The organism is Photobacterium rosenbergii (assembly GCF_003026455.1).
In the GTDB taxonomy this organism is placed as follows: domain Bacteria; phylum Pseudomonadota; class Gammaproteobacteria; order Enterobacterales; family Vibrionaceae; genus Photobacterium; species Photobacterium rosenbergii.
In genome coordinates, this window is record NZ_PYMB01000028.1 from 1 (window position 1) to 17510 (window position 17510).

At 50.9% G+C, this 17510-nt stretch carries 17 protein-coding genes and 1 tRNA gene; 10 read left to right on the forward strand and 8 right to left on the reverse strand.

Going from position 1 to position 17510, the window contains the following annotated elements; genetic code table 11:
* Nucleotides 1-49 precede the first annotated feature (49 nt).
* Nucleotides 50-126, forward strand: a tRNA-Trp gene (locus C9J01_RS25870).
* Between the two features lie 343 nt (nt 127-469).
* Here C9J01_RS25870 and C9J01_RS25875 read toward each other — a convergent pair.
* Nucleotides 470-808: a hypothetical protein gene (locus tag C9J01_RS25875; protein ID WP_107300975.1), complete on the reverse strand. Its 339-nt coding sequence runs from the start codon at nt 806-808 to the stop codon at nt 470-472.
* Nucleotides 809-1009: 201 nt separating this feature from the next.
* On the opposite strand from C9J01_RS25875, the gene C9J01_RS25880 reads away from it, so the two are divergent.
* The gene (locus C9J01_RS25880) at nt 1010-1345 is read left to right on the forward strand and encodes a DUF1904 domain-containing protein (protein ID WP_107300976.1); all 336 of its coding nucleotides are present in this window, start codon (nt 1010-1012) and stop codon (nt 1343-1345) included.
* A 76-nt stretch (nt 1346-1421) separates the two neighbouring features.
* On the forward strand, nt 1422-2264 hold the full coding sequence (locus C9J01_RS25885; RefSeq protein ID WP_107300977.1) for an endonuclease/exonuclease/phosphatase family protein: 843 nt from the start codon (nt 1422-1424) through the stop codon (nt 2262-2264).
* Here the strand turns inward: C9J01_RS25885 and C9J01_RS25890 are convergent.
* The 3 genes from C9J01_RS25890 to gloB form a co-directional block, all read right to left on the reverse strand.
* Nucleotides 2251-2940 carry a Yip1 family protein gene (locus C9J01_RS25890; protein ID WP_107300978.1) on the reverse strand — a complete coding sequence of 230 codons (690 nt, stop codon included), beginning with the start codon at nt 2938-2940 and terminating at the stop codon, nt 2251-2253. The two genes, C9J01_RS25885 and C9J01_RS25890, sit on opposite strands and share 14 nt — an antisense overlap.
* Nucleotides 2937-4502, reverse strand: coding sequence for a lytic transglycosylase (locus tag C9J01_RS25895; protein WP_107300979.1), 1566 nt, complete (start codon nt 4500-4502; stop codon nt 2937-2939). The genes C9J01_RS25890 and C9J01_RS25895 overlap by 4 nt, the downstream gene beginning before the upstream one ends.
* 70 nt (nt 4503-4572) lie before the next feature.
* On the reverse strand, nt 4573-5331 hold the full coding sequence (gene gloB, locus C9J01_RS25900) for a hydroxyacylglutathione hydrolase (protein WP_107300980.1): 759 nt from the start codon (nt 5329-5331) through the stop codon (nt 4573-4575).
* A 54-nt stretch (nt 5332-5385) separates the two neighbouring features.
* Here gloB and C9J01_RS25905 point away from each other — a divergent pair, with 54 nt between their 5' ends.
* Nucleotides 5386-6129, forward strand: coding sequence for a methyltransferase domain-containing protein (locus C9J01_RS25905; protein WP_107300981.1), 744 nt, complete (start codon nt 5386-5388; stop codon nt 6127-6129).
* Between the two features lie 12 nt (nt 6130-6141).
* On the opposite strand, the gene rnhA is transcribed toward C9J01_RS25905, so the two are convergent.
* Entirely contained in the window at nt 6142-6606 is a 465-nt protein-coding gene (gene rnhA / locus C9J01_RS25910; protein ID WP_107300982.1) for a ribonuclease HI, read from the reverse strand.
* Between the two features lie 51 nt (nt 6607-6657).
* On the opposite strand from rnhA, the gene dnaQ reads away from it, so the two are divergent.
* Both dnaQ and C9J01_RS25920 read left to right on the forward strand, forming a co-directional pair.
* Complete coding sequence (gene dnaQ, locus C9J01_RS25915; protein ID WP_107300983.1) at nt 6658-7386, forward strand: DNA polymerase III subunit epsilon; 729 nt, start codon at nt 6658-6660, stop codon at nt 7384-7386.
* A gap of 4 nt (nt 7387-7390) precedes the next feature.
* Nucleotides 7391-8653 (forward strand): TIGR03503 family protein, encoded by a 1263-nt coding sequence (locus tag C9J01_RS25920; protein ID WP_107300984.1) that lies wholly within the window; start codon nt 7391-7393, stop codon nt 8651-8653.
* A 76-nt stretch (nt 8654-8729) separates the two neighbouring features.
* Here the strand turns inward: C9J01_RS25920 and fadE are convergent, their stop codons facing one another.
* A complete protein-coding gene (gene fadE / locus C9J01_RS25925) occupies nt 8730-11180 on the reverse strand; it encodes an acyl-CoA dehydrogenase FadE (RefSeq protein ID WP_107300985.1) in 2451 nt (816 codons plus the stop codon).
* Nucleotides 11181-11675: 495 nt separating this feature from the next.
* On the opposite strand from fadE, the gene dauA reads away from it, so the two are divergent.
* From dauA to C9J01_RS25940, 3 genes are read left to right on the forward strand one after another with little or no spacing between them, the layout of a single operon-like run.
* Complete coding sequence (gene dauA, locus C9J01_RS25930) at nt 11676-13394, forward strand: C4-dicarboxylic acid transporter DauA (protein ID WP_107300986.1); 1719 nt, start codon at nt 11676-11678, stop codon at nt 13392-13394.
* Nucleotides 13395-13425: 31 nt separating this feature from the next.
* Nucleotides 13426-14004, forward strand: a complete 579-nt coding sequence (lpcA, locus tag C9J01_RS25935; protein ID WP_107300987.1) for a D-sedoheptulose 7-phosphate isomerase — start codon at nt 13426-13428, stop codon at nt 14002-14004.
* Between the two features lie 45 nt (nt 14005-14049).
* Nucleotides 14050-14829 (forward strand): class II glutamine amidotransferase, encoded by a 780-nt coding sequence (locus C9J01_RS25940; protein WP_107300988.1) that lies wholly within the window; start codon nt 14050-14052, stop codon nt 14827-14829.
* 75 nt (nt 14830-14904) lie between these two features.
* On the opposite strand, the gene purN is transcribed toward C9J01_RS25940, so the two are convergent.
* Both purN and purM read right to left on the reverse strand, forming a co-directional pair.
* A complete protein-coding gene (gene purN / locus C9J01_RS25945; protein WP_107300989.1) occupies nt 14905-15549 on the reverse strand; it encodes a phosphoribosylglycinamide formyltransferase in 645 nt (214 codons plus the stop codon).
* 3 nt (nt 15550-15552) lie between these two features.
* On the reverse strand, nt 15553-16593 hold the full coding sequence (gene purM, locus C9J01_RS25950; RefSeq protein WP_107300990.1) for a phosphoribosylformylglycinamidine cyclo-ligase: 1041 nt from the start codon (nt 16591-16593) through the stop codon (nt 15553-15555).
* 194 nt (nt 16594-16787) lie between these two features.
* Between purM and upp the strand changes: the two genes are divergently transcribed.
* Nucleotides 16788-17414: a uracil phosphoribosyltransferase gene (upp, locus tag C9J01_RS25955; protein WP_044622620.1), complete on the forward strand. Its 627-nt coding sequence runs from the start codon at nt 16788-16790 to the stop codon at nt 17412-17414.
* Nucleotides 17415-17510 lie beyond the last annotated feature (96 nt).

Genomic DNA, 17510 nt, shown 5'->3' on the forward strand with positions numbered 1-17510 from the left:
GTCCGCTCCGCCACTTATTCAGACAAAGTTAAGTCTTTAAAATAACTACAGGGGTGTAGCTCCAATTGGCAGAGCAGCGGATTCCAAATCCGCGTGTTGGGAGTTCGAATCTCTCCACCCCTGCCATATTTAAGCCTCAGCAGAAATGCTGGGGCTTTTTTGCGTCTGTTGCTTCTTTGAAGCAATGTTGGGAGCTGGAGCGCCAGCCCGGTCGAATCCCGGGGTGCCGGCCCAGTCCCCCCTGCCATCTTCAAGGCTCTAGCAGAAATGCTAGAGCCTTTTTCGTATTTGCAATTGGCAGAGCAGCGGATTCCGCCAACACCAAAAACAGCGCGTGTTGGGCGTTCGAATCTCCGGGATGCCGGCCCAGTCCACCCCTGCCATATTTAAGCCTCAGTCGAAAGGCTGGGGCTTTTTTACGCTTGTTGCTTTTCAAAAAATACGCCCTCAAGTGAGGGCGTATTATGAATCAATAGTTTTTGCAGCTGACCGCTTCCGGGCGGCAGAACATTTCATCATGATCACTGATGCACTGGTTGACGACCTTAGCAATTGCCTTGCCCCGGCTGGATGAACGGCCTTTATATGTTTCGCCAAAGATGCTCATTTTGCATTGGTACATTCGGTCATGGCGATCGTAATCTTGTTTGTGATCAAGCTCCCTTTCAAGGCTATCTACCCGTTGGGTCAGCAAGCGAATTTGGTATTCCAGCTCTTTGATTCGCTGATCAGTATTATTGCTTGCCGCATGGGCTTGTGTGGTGACAACAAGGCTGAGTGCCAGTAAGGGCAGTATTTTCTTAAACATAGTATTGCTGGATCTTTAAATTGAACGGTGTTTTATTTGTGTTTGATGGTAGCAAAATATCACTTGATTTGAAATGTGAAACACTTTGAATGGGGTGGTTTGTGTACAGTGTTTGACCCGAAATTGACAAAAATAGCTGCGAAAAAGATGTGTTAGATGGTATCTTGTGGCTTTTTCAGGTTAAGCAAAATTGGAGTTACCATGCCGCACCTGCGTTTCAGAGCCGTTGAATTTGATCATGTGAAGGCGCTGTCGACCAAACTGGTTGACGATCTGCAGCCGCTTATGGCTTGTCCTCGTGAGGATTTTACCCTTGAGCATATCTCAACCACTTTCATTTTTGATGGTGAGGTATCCGATGCCTACCCGTTTGTGGAGGTGCTGTGGTTTGATCGTGGCCAGGAAGTTCAGGATCAGGTTGCTGAGCTTATCACCAAGGCTGTGCGTGCTGAACTTGAAGAGCCAGAACAGGATGTTGCGGTAATATTCTCAGCGCTGACGCCGTCAGCATATTATGACAACGGTAGTCATTACTGATACTCAAAGCGGCCAATAGGCCGCTTTCCTTACTGTGGTAGCTTGTTTTAAGTCAGTTGTTGGTTGGGTAGGTTAGATGTCGCGTTATACCAAGGTTGTAGCAGGATTGGGGGTTGTCGCAGGAGCCTTGGGGCTCAGCACGGGCTTGTCATTTGATGTGTCCGAAGTCCCTGAGGTCAGTGCCAATGTGTTGGCACCACAGTTCTCGTTCAACTGTATAAAAAGCGATGTGGCCATGCCGCTGGATAACGATGGTTCGTTTTCGGTTTCGGTGTGGAATATCTACAAGCAACAGAAGGACAACTGGCGCAGCGAACTGGAAAGGTTCAGCCAAAATAGCGGGTTGGTATTGCTCCAAGAAGCGAGCCTGACCGCTGAGCTAAAAGATTACCTGGACGATACCCAATGGAAAGTCAGAATGGCCAATGCCTTCAAGTTCCTCAATACCCCGGCGGGTGTGATGAACTTGTCTTCGGTTAATGCCAAGACGACCTGTGCTTACTTGGCTATGGAACCTTGGTTGCGCTTGCCAAAATCGGCTTTGTTGTCCGAGTTTGTGCTTTCAAATGGCCAGACTCTGGCGGTCGTTAACTTGCATGGCGTTAACTTTGCCCTAGGCTTGGAAGAGTACAAGGAGCAGTTCCATACTCTCAAGCGGGTGTTGGATAAGCATATTGGCCCGGTGATCCTAGCCGGTGACTTCAATACCTGGCGACAGGCAAGATTGGACGTTGTCGATGAGTTTGCCCGGAGCTTAGGCTTGGAAGATGCGGTGTTGCGCCGCGACCAAAGGGTGAAGGTGTTTGGCAAGCCACTCGATCACCTGTACTACCGAGGGCTAGATTTAGTAAGCGCAGAGGCACCGTCAACCGATGCCTCTGATCATAACCCGATCATTGCCAACTTTAGGCTGCAATAATCATTATCGGCCAGACGATCAGTGTCAGCAGCCATGGCAAGGCGGCAACAATGATACATTTGGCACGGTCAAAGTCAGTCCATGCGGCAACCGCTGCATAGCTAAGCGCGATATACCATGGTGCCAACAGAGGGGCGGTGGTCGCAAATGCCGACCAAGGGTGGTTGAGTGGTAGCTTCAAGAACCCGTTGAGGCTGTTGAGATCCGCTGCGTTTGGCAAGAAGTTGGCCGTATTGAACACCGCATTCAAGTAGCTGGCCAAGTCACCGATGACCGCTGGCAGCATAATAAAGCATGCAGCAGCCAACCACTTACCAAAGCTGTGCTTGTAGCTATTGCTCTTGGTAGCCAGGTTCAACCATAGCGCCAAAACAAAAATCGCGGCCGTCCGGCCAAAGAAATCACTGAACACTTCACCAGCTAAAAGCACTTCCTTAGTCAACCAGGCTTCCTGTACCTGTTGCTCGACGTTCGGAAGTTGCATCATCAGAGTTTGCTGTAACCAGTCCATGTCGACATGGTTGAAGTAGCCCCCCCAAAAGAAGAACGGACCAACAATGATCAACAAATAGGGAAGGAACGCCCATTTAGGGCGTTCATGGACGGCAGCAAAGCAGTCAATCGGTGAGCGGAAGGTATCGAGAACCGCAACAAACGGGTTTTTGGAAGGCGTCATACACTTACCTTGGTAACATCAACATAAAGCTTTAATTGCTGTCCCGGTTTCAGGTACTTCTGGCCATTGATCTGGTTCCATTTCACGACATCGGCAACTTTCACCTTATAGCGCTGGGCAATGGTACTCAGGTTGTCACCAGAGCGAACCTTGTAGTAAACCGTGCGGATCACACCACCTGTCTCACTCGATTTCCATAGGGTCAGCTTCTGGCCAACGCGAAGCGGCGAGTTCTTGCTGATCCCGTTCCATCGGGTGATCTGGTCAATAGACACTTTTTGTTGGCGGGCAATGGTCCACAGGCTATCGCCAGACTGGACAGTATAGGTTGTACGGTAACCGCTGCCGTGGCTTTGCTGGGTGTTGTTTGCCATGCGGGCAGCAACAGTCTCGCCATCTTGCATCGCAACCGGGATAAGGATGTGGCGGCCAACACGGATATTGGTGCCGCTCATATTATTGGCACGCTGGATCTGCTTGGTCGTGGTCTTATGTTTGCGGGCCAGCACACTCAGGGTATCGCCCGGTTTGACCTCGTAGCGGATCACTTTCATGCCACGGTGACCATTCTCTGCAAAGGCAGCATTGAACTTGTCGACCTTGCTGACTGGCAGTAACAGGTGGCTCGGGCCTTCAGGAGCGGTCGCCCAGCGGTTGTAGCCGGGGTTCAGGCGTTGGATCTCATCAAGAGAAACATTGGCAAACTTTGCTGCCATCGCCAGATCCATTTGGGTCTTAGGCTTAACCAGTTTCACTGCAGGTTCGTTGTCGATTGCAGGGATACTGATGCCGTACTTGTCACGGTTCTGGATCACGTCAGAAACAGCAAGCAGTTTAGGTACATAGTCGCTGGTTTCACGTGGCAGGTCGAGCGACCAGAAGTCAGTCGGTTTACCTGCTGCCCTGTTATTGCGGATCGCACGGAATACTCGGCCTTCACCGGTATTGTAGGCAGCAAGGGCGTGGAGCCAGTTACCGTCAAACTTACGGTTGAGGTATTCGAGTAGGTCCAACGCGGCACGGGTTGACTCCACTACGTCACGACGACCGTCATACCACCAGTTTTGCTCAAGGCCAAAACTGCGGCCTGTCGGTGCTGTGATTTGCCACAGACCCGCTGCCCGGCCATGGGAGTAGGCAAACTGGTCGAATGAACTTTCAACAATCGGTAACAGGGCAAGCTCAAGCGGAAGATCACGCTTTTCGATTTCCTCGGTGATCATATAGAGGAATGGTTCGGCTCGCTGGGCTACGGTATTGAGGTGGCTTGGGTGACGGAGGTACCAGTCTCGGTAGTGGATGACGCGTTGGTCATTAGGGATATCCGCCCTCAGCTGCATGCTGATGCGTTCCCACACATCTTGTTGCTCCTGAGGGGTTGGAATTTTCTTAGGGACAACGACCTGCGGCTTAGGTGTTGTTTTTGTTGTTGCTGTTGGGGCAACTTGGGCCGCAGGGTCATTATTTGTTGTGTTTGTTTTTTCTTCTACTGTATTTGTCGTATTAGTAATTTGGCAACCAGCCAGAAGTAGCGCACTCGCCAAAAAAAATCGGGTTTTCATGTGTCCAGCCTATAGCCAAAATAGTTGGAGATAATACTTGTCCAACCACCTTAGTTACAAGTGACACAGGTCAAAATTCGTCTTTCCAACGGCGCAGTGCAGCAAAGGTTTCTACATCGCTATCGTTAACTGCTTTATTTGCCACTGATTTTTTGATACTCAGCTGGTCACAGCGCAGGAAGGGATTAATCAATTTTTCTTGTTTCAAAGTGCTAGGGATGGTGCTAATCCCCTGTGCCCGCATTCTGCTGACTTCTTCGCGGTAACGCTGCAAGTGCGGGTTGTCCTGCTCTGCCACTAGAGCGAAGGCCAAGTTGCTACTGGTATATTCATGGGCGCAGTACACTTCGGTTTCATCCGGCAGGGCGCTTAGCTTCTGTAGCGAGTTGTACATTTGCTCAGCGGTCCCTTCGAACAGGCGGCCACAACCGGCAGAGAATAGGGTATCGCCGCAGAATAGCTTGCCGTCGCCAACGTAGGCGACGTGGCCTGCAGTATGGCCCGGTACACCCAGTACCATGAAGCGCTCGCCGAAGATTTCAACCTGGTCGCCATCGTCAACGGATTGCGATACACCCGGGATAGGTTCGGCTGAAGGGGCGACGATATGGATATTCGGGTAACGGCGCTTGAGTTCGCTGATCCCACCGATATGGTCATGGTGGTGGTGGGTGATCAGGATGGCATCAAGCTCCAGCTGCTCTTGCTCCAGGAACGCCAGCACCGGAGTGGCATCACCGGGGTCGACCACCACACAGTGGTTATCCGGACTGTGAATCAGCCAGATGTAATTGTCATTGAATGCAGGTATGCTTTTAATGGTCAGCATCTTTGTTTCTCCGGCTTTTTTTGCTATTGAGCATCGACTTAGTTTGGAATTGCTATGAAGCCAGCCCGCATACTAAAACATATCGAACCACCACACACCTGGTCACAAGTGGTCAATGGTGAATGGGCAGCAGAGCTACTGCAAGCCCAGCTAGATGAATGGTGGCCCAAACTGTTTGGCTACCATATGCTGAAGCTGGGTGGGCTAAGCTGCGAATTGGCCAGTGGCCATTGTAACATCCAGCATCAGATTTGCATTGATAAGTTCAACCCTCTGCATAATGTTGTGGCGGATCCCTTTGCCTTGCCATTTGTCGAGAAGGCCTTTGATGCCTGTGTGATTGCCCATCAATTAGATTATTGCAGCGATCCCCACCGGCTGCTGCGGGAGGTTGACCGGGTGATTGTCGACGACGGCTATATCCTGATTAGTGGTAATAACCCGGTTAGTGCGTTGGGAATGCGCGGCCTTTTACCATGGAACCGTAAGCGTTTTCCCTGGAAAGGGCGGATGTTCATGCCGATGCGGGTTAAAGACTGGCTAGGGGTTTTGAACTACGAAGTTGTCTTCCATGAGAACTTTGCGATATTGCCTGCCACCCGCCACCAAGCATGTTCAGCCTGGGTGGAAGGGATGGTATCTGATAGCTTATCGTCGGTAGGCAGTATGTACCTGATTGTCGCGAGGAAGCGGACTGTGCCTCTTAAGCCGATTAAACCGACGTGGAAATTGAGGCGGCAGTTGGCTCCATTAGGCATGAACTGCCGCACTAAGGCATCCCGCAAGCAGAAGTGCTAACTCATACTTTGGCTAGCTAGCCTGATAGCCGGTATCGTCTTTGTCTGGTGATTCGGCAGCTGTGCGGGCCAGTTCATCACAGCGCTCGTTTTCAGGGTGGCCGGCATGGCCTTTCACCCAGTGCCAACTGACCTGGTGGCGTTGGGTTTCGTTATCGAGGCGCTGCCAAAGGTCGGCATTTTTTACCGGCTTTTTGTCGGCCGTTTTCCACCCGCGCTTTTTCCAGTTGTGGATCCATTGGGTGATACCCTGGCGAACATATTGGCTATCGGTGGTGAGATCTACCTGACAAGGCTCTTTCAGGCTCGCCAAACCGACAATCGCAGCGAGAAGCTCCATACGGTTGTTGGTGGTCATGAAAAAGCCTTCGCTGAGCTCTTTTTCATGCTGTTTATAGCGTAACACGGTACCATAGCCTCCCGGCCCCGGGTTGCCGAGACAAGAACCGTCCGTGAAAATTTCTACCTGCTTCGTCATATTTGGTAGTATTCGTCTTAGTTAAAACTTTAGTCTGACACAATCGTTACTATGAAAGCCACTAATGAACGCATAATCGTATTCGATACTGAAACAACCGGTATGAATATGACCGGTCCTCACTATGAAGGGCACTGCATTGTCGAGATCGGTGCCGTGGAGATCATCAACCGTAAGCTTACGGGCAATACTTTCCACGTCTATATCAAGCCAGATCGCGAAATCGATGCCGAGGCGATTGATGTCCACGGTATTACCGATGAGTTTTTGGTGGATAAACCGACTTATGGTGACGTGCACCAGGAGTTCATGGACTTCATCCAGGGGGCTGAGTTGGTGGCCCACAATGCGCCCTTCGATATCGGCTTTATGGACTACGAGTTCGGTAAGCTTGATCCCTCAATAGGCAAAACAGAGGATTTCTGCAAGGTGACCGATACCTTGGATATGGCCAAGCGCCTATTCCCAGGTAAGCGTAACAACCTTGACGTGCTCTGTTCCCGTTATGGTATTGATAACTCACACCGTACCCTCCACGGGGCATTGCTCGATGCCGAGATCCTGGCCGATGTCTACCTGATGATGACAGGTGGCCAGACATCCTTAGCTCTTAGCAGCGGCAGTGAAGAAAGTGATGCTGGTGCAGAAAATGCGATCCGGCGTCTGGCTTCCGGGCGAAAAGCGCTAAAGGTTATCCGAGCTTCTGCCGATGAAATACAAGCGCATGAAGCGCGTTTGGATATTATCGACAAGAAGGGTGACGTGATGTGGCGTCAGTAAGGGTATGATGAAGCGATTATGGTTGCTATTGCTGGTGTGGCCGCAACTGTTGTTATGGCCAACGTTATCGTGGGCTGACGGCAGTACGGTGATGTCATGGCTGGATAATCGCTTTCGTGTAGATCCTACGGTGCAGCAGGTCTCTTTTATGGTCAAGCGCGACCAGAAGAGTAACTCCGTCGTATTGGTCCGCCCCGATGGTCAAAAGTATTACGCCTGGCGCCATCCTGACAACGTCTCTTGGTATGAAGAGACGGGGATGGATATCATCTCTATCGAGAACCCAATGCCCGGGCCGTGGCAGGCCGTTGGTAAGGTGAGCCCGAAAAATCAAATTACCGTCCTGTCCGATTTGAAGCTGGATGTCGACAACCTACCGGCAAGGCTCTATCAATCGGAAACCATCAAATTTACCGCCCGCCTGAGCCAAAACGGCCAACCGTTACAGTTGCGCGATTTCCTCGACCGTGTCAGCTTATCCGTGGTGTTCTATGAATATATCGAGAACCCCGATGAACTCCCTAAAGAAGCCTTGCCGATGCCTATTCCAATGGGGACCTTTGCCGATGATGGTCAGGGATTTGACGAGGTGGCCGGCGATGGGGAGTTTACGGTTGCCCTTCCTGTAGAGCTTCAGCCGGGGAAGTACACGGTCAAGGTCAGTTCCAGCAACGGTATTTTTCTTCGTACCTTCGAGCAAGAAGTGTTGGTTTACCCTCCACCGATCAATGCTAGTTTTATTCAGGGGCGGGGACAAGAAGAAGCTCACCAAGTGGTCATTACTGGCGAAGAAGGTACATTGAAGACCGGCTCGCTGGCTGCCCATATTGAGCAGGTTAGCTTTGAAGGTGAAACCACTATTAGCCAGCAAGCGGCTTTGCCTGATGAGGAAAGGCTGACGGTATGGCTACCTAATGGGAAGTTACCGGGGCGTTATACATGGTCGGGATGGCTCTATGCGACCGATAATTTCAGCGAGCGGGAACTGATTTTCCAGATACCCCAAAGCCATTTTGCAGTTCAGGCTGAATTACAGCTCGATCGTAACCTCAATGCTTTCCGTGAACAGCAAGAGGCTAAGGAGCGGCAGGCGGAGTTTGCCCGGTTAGAGGCAGAACGTCAGGCCAGTCGTGCCAAAGCAATAAAAGTTATCGCCCTCGCCAATGTTGTCGTAATTGTGCTGGTGGTCGTCGCTGCCGTGCTTTGGCGCAAGCGCAAAGTGAAGAAAGCGATGGAAAGTGCTGAGCTCAGCGTGCCTGGAAGCTAAGGACTACCTTACAGAATGAGACAAATAAAAAGGGAAGCCGGCAATGGCTTCCCTTTTTGCTTCATGTCGATATGGATTAAGCCGCTATTTCCTTAGGTGTCGGTTGGTAAGGCTTAGCAGCAAGCTCTTGAGGATCGAAGTCATCGACGTTGATCGTGCGAAGTCGACCTTCCTCGGCACGGCAGAGAAGCTCGGCTTCTTCAGGGTTGATGACATTGAGTTCAAGCCCTTTCTCGGCCACTTTGTCCAGCTGCATGAACGGCATTTTCTTACCTGTGGCTTTACAGACACGGTCGTAGATTGGTTCGGCAGCAAGGATATCGCTTAATGTCGCTTCGATCATACCCACTGCGTTGTTGGCTGTTGCTTCGAGGTACTGGTTGCGGCCAATACGGCTGCGGGTTTCGCTCGGGGTCTGGATGATCCTAGCCAGCTTGTGATCCAGTTTGTCGGATGGGCGAACACGGCCTAGGCCAAGCGGGAACACCATGGCACGAAGCAGTGCCGCGACAGGACGGTTAGGGAAGTTACGCAAGAATTCATCCAAGGCTTCCTGGGTTTGGTAAAGCGCATCTTGCAGCCCCCAGTGTACCAATGGCAGATCTTCGGCTTTCGCACCTTCATCGGTGTAACGCTTGAGTGTTGCCGAAGCCAAGTATAGTTGGCTCAACACATCACCTAAGCGGGCTGACAAACGTTCTTTGCGCTTGAGCGAGCCACCCAGTACAGCCATAGAGATATCTGCCAGCAGAGCCAGGTTGGCACTGTAGCGGTTGAGTTGCTGATAGTAACGGGTGGTTTGATCTTTTCTCGGCGCTGCCGAGCCGCGACCATCAGTCAGGCCGAACCAGAATGAACGGACCATATTGCTGATCACAAAGCCGACATGGCCGAACAGCGATTTATCAAATTCCTGCAGCGCTTTTTCTGCATCTTCGTCGTATGCCGCGTTGATCTCATTGAGGACATAAGGGTGGCAACGGATCGCCCCCTGACCAAAGATGATCATCGAGCGGGTAAGGATGTTGGCCCCTTCCACGGTAACGGCAATCGGTGCACCTTGGTAACCTCGGGCGAGGAAGTTACTCGGTCCCATACAGATCCCTTTACCGCCAACAATATCCATCGCGTCGATGACACTGCGCTGGCCACGGTGGGTACAGTGGTATTTCACTATTGCCGAAATCACCGAAGGTTTTTCGCCAAGGTCGATACCGGCAACGGTAAAGTTGCTGGCAGCATCCATCACATAAGCGTTACCTGTGATACGGGCCAATGGCTCTTCAATACCTTCCATCTTACCAATAGGCAGTTTGAATTGGCGACGGATGCGGGCATAGGCACCTGTTGCCAATGCAGCGGTTTTCAGGCCGCCAGTTGAATTTGAAGGCAATGTGATACCACGACCGACAGATAAACACTCAACTAGCATCCGCCAGCCTTGGCCAGCCATTTCTTGGCCACCAATGATGAAATCGATAGGCACAAAAACCTTGTCGCCTTGTGTCGGACCATTCTGGAACGGGATATTCAGCGGGAAGTGGCGGCGGCCAATATCGACGCCATCAATATCGGTCGGGATCAGGGCACAAGTGATCCCCAGCTCTTCTTCGTCCCCAAGAAGATGGTCGGGGTCGAATAGCTTGAACGCCAGACCAAGAACAGTGGCGACAGGGGCTAGAGTGATATAGCGCTTGTTCCAGGTCAGTTCCATACCCAGCACTTCTTCCCCTTGCCAGATCCCCTTCTTGACGATACCGAAATCAGGAATAGATCCGGCATCAGAACCCGCTTCTGGGCTGGTCAGGGCAAAACAAGGGATTTCTTTACCTTCGGCAAGGCGAGGTAGGTAATGATTCTTTTGATCTTTGGTCCCGTAGTGCTGTAACAGTTCACCAGGGCCTAGTGAGTTAGGTACCCCTACTGTCGATGACAATACGGCAGAAACACCGGTCAGTTTTTGTAGCACCAGTGATTGGGCATAGGCTGAAAACTCCAAACCGCCGTACTCTTTTTTGATGATCATGGCGAAGAATTTGTGGTCTTTCAGATATTGCCAGACTTCCGGTGGCAGGTCGGCCAGTTCATGGGTGACCTGGAAGTCATTGACCATACGGCACACTTCGTTGACTGGACCGTCAAGGAAAGCTTTTTCTTCCGTGCTTAGGCGCGGGGCAGGGATATCATGCAGCTTGTTCCAATCAGGAGCACCACGGAACAGGTCCGCTTCCCACCAAACTGTACCGGCATCAATGGCTTCTTTTTCAGTGCGTGACATTTCAGGCATCACTTTCTTGAATGCCTCGAGTGCACGACGGCTTAGCAGTGAGCGGCGTAGGGAAGTAATGTTTAGCGGTATAGCAATAGCAAGGAAAGCCAGCCAGCTGGACTGACCGGTAATATCAAGTAAGGTGCCCGCAGCCAGTGCCGCAGCAATAGCCAGGGTGAAGGTGCGCAGGTTTGCCCGGTGGTAAGCCAGCACACCGGTTATACCAATCAGCCCCAGTAGGTACACGAGTGTAACCATTTTCAATCTCCTTATTTGGGCGTTGCTTTATTATATTTTGGGTACATTTTATGCAAGGTAAGAGGTCTAACCACTTGTGATAAGTGTAATGTTGTTTTTAATGAAATGTAAAATAATTTTCCGTTCTGAAAGTGGGGAGTTACGTAAAGATGTCTTGTCACTGCTTGTAAAATAAGGGATTGATCGAGATCAGCGGGAAGGAAAAAAGTACTTGCGTTAATTCCTCATACAATTAAGATCCCGTGACATAGCTCACGTATTACTAGGATCTCGGCATCGAAGCCGGCATTTTCGTGAATCTTCAAGGAACGAGCAGGGCGACGCAAAGTGGCCTTTTCAGATTGTTGCCTTTCCCGAACTCCGACTGACAGTTGCCCGCCGGATCCCATTCTCGGGATGACGACTACTTACAATTCTTCATTTTCTTTTCACCAAACGGTAACAAGCCGCATTTGGCTTTTGGCGTTCCTGTTTGGCTGGTAAGGGGTTATTTCCGTGTTGTTATTTGATGCGTTTAGACAGGCGTGGCGTGACGGTTTCTCTCTTTCGTCATTAAGATCCGATATTGTTTCTGGCGTCACCGTCGGTGTGGTAGCTATTCCTTTGGGCATGGCTTTGGCAATTGCAGTCGGTGTCCCGCCGCAGCATGGTCTTTATACTGTTATCGTAGCTGGCCTATTGGCTGCACTGTTGGGTGGCTCCCGTTTTAATATCACCGGCCCGACAGCGGCGTTTGTGGTGATCCTTTTGCCTATCACCCAGCAGTATGGCCTTTCAGGCTTAATGCTGGCGACTATGATGTCCGGGGTGATTTTGTTACTCATGGGCGTCTTGCGCCTTGGTCAGCTGGTGGCCTATGTGCCGTATCCTGTCACAACAGGGTTTACTGCCGGTATTGGCCTCACGATTGCTTTCTTGCAGCTTAAAGATTTGCTTGGCCTTAGCGTCGCAACGAATCCTATTCATTTCCCGGAAAAGGTGGTGGCGTACGCCAGTGCCATGCCAACGCTGAACATGGCGGATGCGTTGGTGGGTTTGGTAACGATTGCTGTCTTCATCCTTTGGGCCAAGCTAAAGACCAAGGTTCCTGCCCACGTTGTTGCACTTTTAGCGGGCACTTTGGTGGCTTTGTTTGTCAACCAGATGGGGGATAACCATGTCGGCCTATTGGGTGAGAAATTCCATTATCAAATTGGTGACTTGGTTGGTCAGGGGATCCCACAGGTATTGCCGCAGTTAGTGATGCCTTGGCAGGGTGGTCATTTTTCATGGGATCTAGTGATTGAGCTGCTGCCAGCTGCATTTACCATTGCCATGTTAGGTTGTATCGAGTCCTTACTGTGTGCGGTCGTTGCCGATGGCATGACCGGGACCAAGCATAACCCCAATGCTGAACTGGTTGGACAGGGTCTGGCAAACATCGTGGTCCCTTTCTTTGGCGGGATCCCGGCTACTGCTGCCATTGCCCGTACCGCGACCAACATCCGTGCTGGGGCATTTTCGCCAATCTCTGCCATAGTCCATGCTCTGTTTGTACTGGCTGCAATGATAGCTTTGGCCCCGATGCTTTCTTATGTCCCTATGAGTGCGTTGGCTGGCCTGCTAATCATGGTGGCATGGAACATGTCTGAGGCGCCGCACTTTGTTCATACCCTAAAAGTGGCACCACGCAGGGATGTGGCCGTATTGCTTACCTGTTTCACCCTAACTGTTGTCTTTGACATGGTAGTGGCTGTGGTGGTGGGGCTGCTTCTAGCAGGTGTGCTGTTTATCCAGCGAATTGCATCATTGACCACCGTTAACAAGGTATCGGGTGGACACCCGCACCAGAATTTTGGCGAAGATGTTGTCGTGTATGATATCAATGGTCCACTGTTCTTTGCCGCTAGTGAAAAAGCCTTGTCGGTGATTGACTACACGGCACCGGACACCCAGGCGGTGGTGCTGGATTTCAGTGATGTCAGCACCATCGACATTACCGCAATTCATGCATTGGAAAATGCCATTGACCGGATCCGCGATTACCCGGTTTACTTGCTTGGTGTGGCTGCGCATATTGAGAAGAAGTTAGCATCAGCCGGTCTTCTGGCCGTGGATAATGTCGCTTGCTGTGGCTCTGCCGACTCATTACGTGAACATTTGGCGCTAAAGACTCACAATGTTCAATCTAAGGAGTCGACACTTCCAAGCGTTTCTTTGTACACTGCTAGTTGATAATAATTTTTGATAAGACAGAGAAGGTCCTATGTATCAAGACACCATCCGCGCCGAGTTGACGGAAGCGGCAGACGTCCTCAACCGTTTTTTAAGCGATGACAAGAATATTGCTGATATCGAAGCAGCTGCCAAACTTCTGGCCGAGTCGTTTAAGCAAGGTGGCAAGGTGTTGTCTTGTGGTAACGGTGGATCTCACTGTGATGCGATGCATTTTGCCGAAGAGCTAACGGGACGTTACCGTGAAAACCGTCCGGGCTACCCGGGGATTGCGATTTCAGATCCGAGCCACCTGTCTTGCGTGAGTAATGACTTCGGCTATGAGTCGGTCTTTTCGCGCTACCTTGAAGCGGTCGGTTCGCAGGGTGATGTTCTGTTTGGCCTGTCGACCTCGGGTAATTCCGGTAATATCTTGAAAGCGATTGAAGCGGCCAAGGCCAAGGGGATGAAAGTGATTGCCCTGACTGGTAAAGACGGCGGTAAGATGGCAGGCTTGGCTGATGTAGAAATTCGCGTGCCGCATTTCGGCTATGCTGATCGTATCCAAGAAGTACATATCAAGATCATCCATATCTTGATCATGCTTATCGAAAAAGAAATGGCGGAATAATCCAGTCTCGATGACTGGTGCAACAGAGGAAGGGCATAAAGGACTATGTGTGAATTACTTGGCATGAGCGCCAATGTGCCAACAGATATTTGCTTTAGTTTTACCGGCTTGATGCAGCGTGGCGGGAATACTGGCCCGCACAGTGATGGCTGGGGGATTACCTTTTACGAGGGCAAGGGGTTTAGGACCTTCAAGGACCCAAACCCAAGCAGCAAATCGCGTATTGCAGAGTTGGTACAGGAATACCCGATAAAGAGCTGTGCGGTGGTCAGTCATATCCGGCAGGCAAACCGTGGCGGCGTGAGCTTGGAAAATACCCACCCGTTTACCCGTGAGTTATGGGGGCAGTACTGGACCTTTGCCCATAACGGCCAGCTGACGGGGTACGACGAACTGGATACCGGTCGCTTCAAGGCGGTTGGGGATACCGACAGTGAAATCGCTTTTTGCTGGCTGCTCAAGCAGCTAGACGACAGGTTCCCGGATACGCCGGATGACTGGGAGGCCGTCTATCACCTACTGGCGGAGAGTTGCGACAAGCTGCGTGAGTTGGGCGTATACAATATGTTATTGAGTAATGGTGAGTATGTACTTACCTATTGCACTAACAACTTGCATTGGATCACTCGCCGAGCACCATTTGGCAAGGCCTCACTGATTGATGAGGATGTCACTATTGACTTCCATCAGGAGACGACGCCGAACGATGTCGTGACGGTAATTGCTACCCAGCCGCTGACCAATGATGAAAGTTGGCACAAGATGGAAGTTGGCGAGTTCAATGTTTTCCACTTGGGCGAGCAGGTCTTCAACCGCACGCTGTAATATCAAGCCAGATAAATAAAAAACGCGACCTTAGGTCGCGTTTTTTGTATCTGTACTGTTTGCTAACAATCCCGATCACTCATCGGTCGCATAGCCGGACAGGGGCAATATCAGCCCATCTAGTACCGCTTTTCCGTCTGTCATTACAACACGGTCTTGCAGGCACCAGTTGGCAACCATCGGGTAGATACGGTGTTCCTGCTCCTGCACGCGTGCCATTACTTCCTCGGCATCGTCACCGGCAAAGATTGGCACCTTGGCCTGGAGGATCACCGGACCGCCGTCGAGTTCCTCAGTAACGAAATGGACGCTGGTACCATGCTCGCTGTCCCCGGCATCGATAGCCCGCTGGTGGGTATTAAGACCAGTGTATTTCGGTAGCAGGGAAGGGTGGACATTAAGCATCCGACCCTCATAGTGACGAACAAATTCGCCGCTGAGGATGCGCATGAAGCCAGCGAGGATCACAAGATCGGGCTGGTAGCTGTCAATGCGCTCGGCCATGGCTTGGTCAAAAGCCGCACGATCAGCATAGTCAGCCGCAGAAAGATGCAGAGCATCAATACCTGCTTGGCGGGCACGCTCTAATCCGTAAGCGTCAGCCTTGTTGGACAACACCGCACTGATGCGGGCGTCCTTGATGATGCCTGACTCGCAGGCATCAATCATCGCTTGAAGGTTAGAGCCGTTGCCTGAGATAAGAACAACGATATTCTTCATCGCTTACAGGATCTCCACCTGCTCTTCGCCTTCGTTAGCGTTAGCAATGTGGCCTAGTAGCCATGCTTGCTCGCCTTCGGCATTTAGGATGCTGATTGCTTGCTCTGCCTGCTCTTTTGGCAGGGCAATCACCAGACCAACACCACAGTTGAAGGTACGGTACATCTCGTACGTGTCCACGTTACCAGCTTGCTGTAGCCAGTTGAATACCGCAGGCCACTGCCAGCTGTTACCATCAACGACTGCCTTGGCACCTTCAGGAAGTACGCGCGGGATGTTTTCCCAGAAGCCACCACCTGTGATGTGGGAAATCGCGTGAACATCACAGCTTTCCATCATCTTCAGGGTCGACTTAACGTAGATTTTAGTTGGCTCTAGTAGGTGCTCAGATAGGGCTTTGCCTTCTAGCTCCTGGCTTAGGTCAGCATTTGAAACCTCAATGATCTTACGGATCAGCGAGAAGCCGTTCGAGTGTGGACCGCTTGAAGCGACAGCGATAAGTGCATCGCCTTCTGCCACTTTGCTGCCATCAATGATGTCAGCTTTCTCAACCACACCGACACAGAAGCCGGCAACATCGTAGTCTTCGCCGTGGTACATGCCAGGCATTTCAGCGGTTTCACCACCGATTAGTGCACAGCCAGACTGGATACAACCTTCACCGATACCGGCTACTACGTCAGCTGCTGTATCAACGTCCAGCTTGCCTGTTGCGTAGTAATCAAGGAAGAACAGTGGCTCGGCACCTTGTACGATCAAATCGTTGACACACATAGCAACCAGATCGATACCGATAGTGTCGTGCTTGTTCAGATCCATTGCCAGGCGCAGTTTTGTTCCAACACCGTCTGTACCAGATACCAAAACTGGCTCTTTGTACTTGGTCGGCAGGCTGCACAATGCGCCAAAGCCGCCAATACCGCCCATCACTTCTGGACGGTGGGTGCGTTTTACCACCCCTTTAATACGATCAACTAATGCATTACCTGCATCGATATCAACACCAGCATCTTTGTAGCTAAGAGAAGAGTTATTGCCGCTCACAGGAGTTTCCTCAACGTATTAAAGTAAAAAAGCGGGGGTATGATAACAGCAGTCAGGGCGGAAAGGAAAACGTTTGCGTCAATATTTGTCACTGGGTGTTTCCTGAGCAAATAACAGCTGCACCCCTACCAGAGCGTAAATGGTCTAGTGTATAATAGTGCGATTTTTTGAAATTTATTTGCCAGGAGTCAGAGATGAAAGTCGTTGAGGTTAAACACCCACTAGTAAAACATAAGATTGGTCTTATGCGCGAAGGTGACATCAGCACTAAGCGTTTCCGTGAACTAGCAACGGAAGTTGGCAGCTTGCTGACGTATGAAGCGACTTCAGACTTCGAAACAGAAAAAGTTACCATTGAAGGCTGGAATGGTCCAGTTGAAATTGATCAGATCAAAGGTAAAAAAGTCACAGTTGTGCCAATTCTTCGTGCCGGCCTAGGCATGATGGACGGCGTACTTGAGCATATGCCAAGTGCCCGTATCAGTGTGGTTGGTATCTACCGTGACGAAGAAACACTTGAGCCAGTTCCTTACTTCAACAAGCTAGCATCTAACATCGACGAGCGTATCGCGCTGGTTGTTGACCCTATGCTGGCAACGGGTGGCTCTATGATTGCTACTCTAGACTTGCTGAAAGAGCAAGGCTGTAAGCAGTTCAAAGTTCTAGTGTTGGTGGCCGCGCCTGAAGGTATTGCAGCGCTTGAGAAAGCACACCCAGATGTCGAGCTATACACTGCCGCTATCGATGAGAAGCTAAACGACAAGGGCTACATCGTACCGGGTCTTGGCGATGCGGGTGACAAAATCTTCGGTACTAAATAACTTCTAAAGCACCGCTGAAAAAACAAAAAGCCGGATTGTTATCCGGCTTTTTTTATGTGCTCGATACCTAAACTAACCGGGTATGGGGTCATTAAC

What these genes read in the sequence shown, in the direction of transcription:
- C9J01_RS25875 (WP_107300975.1), bottom strand. Translation starts at nt 808, where the DNA reads ATGTTTAAGAAAATACTGCCCTTACTGGCACTCAGCCTTGTTGTCACC.
- C9J01_RS25880 (WP_107300976.1), top strand. Translation starts at nt 1,010, where the DNA reads ATGCCGCACCTGCGTTTCAGAGCCGTTGAATTTGATCATGTGAAGGCG.
- C9J01_RS25885 (WP_107300977.1), top strand. Translation starts at nt 1,422, where the DNA reads ATGTCGCGTTATACCAAGGTTGTAGCAGGATTGGGGGTTGTCGCAGGA.
- C9J01_RS25890 (WP_107300978.1), bottom strand. Translation starts at nt 2,940, where the DNA reads ATGACGCCTTCCAAAAACCCGTTTGTTGCGGTTCTCGATACCTTCCGC.
- C9J01_RS25895 (WP_107300979.1), bottom strand. Translation starts at nt 4,502, where the DNA reads ATGAAAACCCGATTTTTTTTGGCGAGTGCGCTACTTCTGGCTGGTTGC.
- gloB (WP_107300980.1), bottom strand. Translation starts at nt 5,331, where the DNA reads ATGCTGACCATTAAAAGCATACCTGCATTCAATGACAATTACATCTGG.
- C9J01_RS25905 (WP_107300981.1), top strand. Translation starts at nt 5,386, where the DNA reads ATGAAGCCAGCCCGCATACTAAAACATATCGAACCACCACACACCTGG.
- rnhA (WP_107300982.1), bottom strand. Translation starts at nt 6,606, where the DNA reads ATGACGAAGCAGGTAGAAATTTTCACGGACGGTTCTTGTCTCGGCAAC.
- dnaQ (WP_107300983.1), top strand. Translation starts at nt 6,658, where the DNA reads ATGAAAGCCACTAATGAACGCATAATCGTATTCGATACTGAAACAACC.
- C9J01_RS25920 (WP_107300984.1), top strand. Translation starts at nt 7,391, where the DNA reads ATGATGAAGCGATTATGGTTGCTATTGCTGGTGTGGCCGCAACTGTTG.
- fadE (WP_107300985.1), bottom strand. Translation starts at nt 11,180, where the DNA reads ATGGTTACACTCGTGTACCTACTGGGGCTGATTGGTATAACCGGTGTG.
- lpcA (WP_107300987.1), top strand. Translation starts at nt 13,426, where the DNA reads ATGTATCAAGACACCATCCGCGCCGAGTTGACGGAAGCGGCAGACGTC.
- C9J01_RS25940 (WP_107300988.1), top strand. Translation starts at nt 14,050, where the DNA reads ATGTGTGAATTACTTGGCATGAGCGCCAATGTGCCAACAGATATTTGC.
- purN (WP_107300989.1), bottom strand. Translation starts at nt 15,549, where the DNA reads ATGAAGAATATCGTTGTTCTTATCTCAGGCAACGGCTCTAACCTTCAA.
- upp (WP_044622620.1), top strand. Translation starts at nt 16,788, where the DNA reads ATGAAAGTCGTTGAGGTTAAACACCCACTAGTAAAACATAAGATTGGT.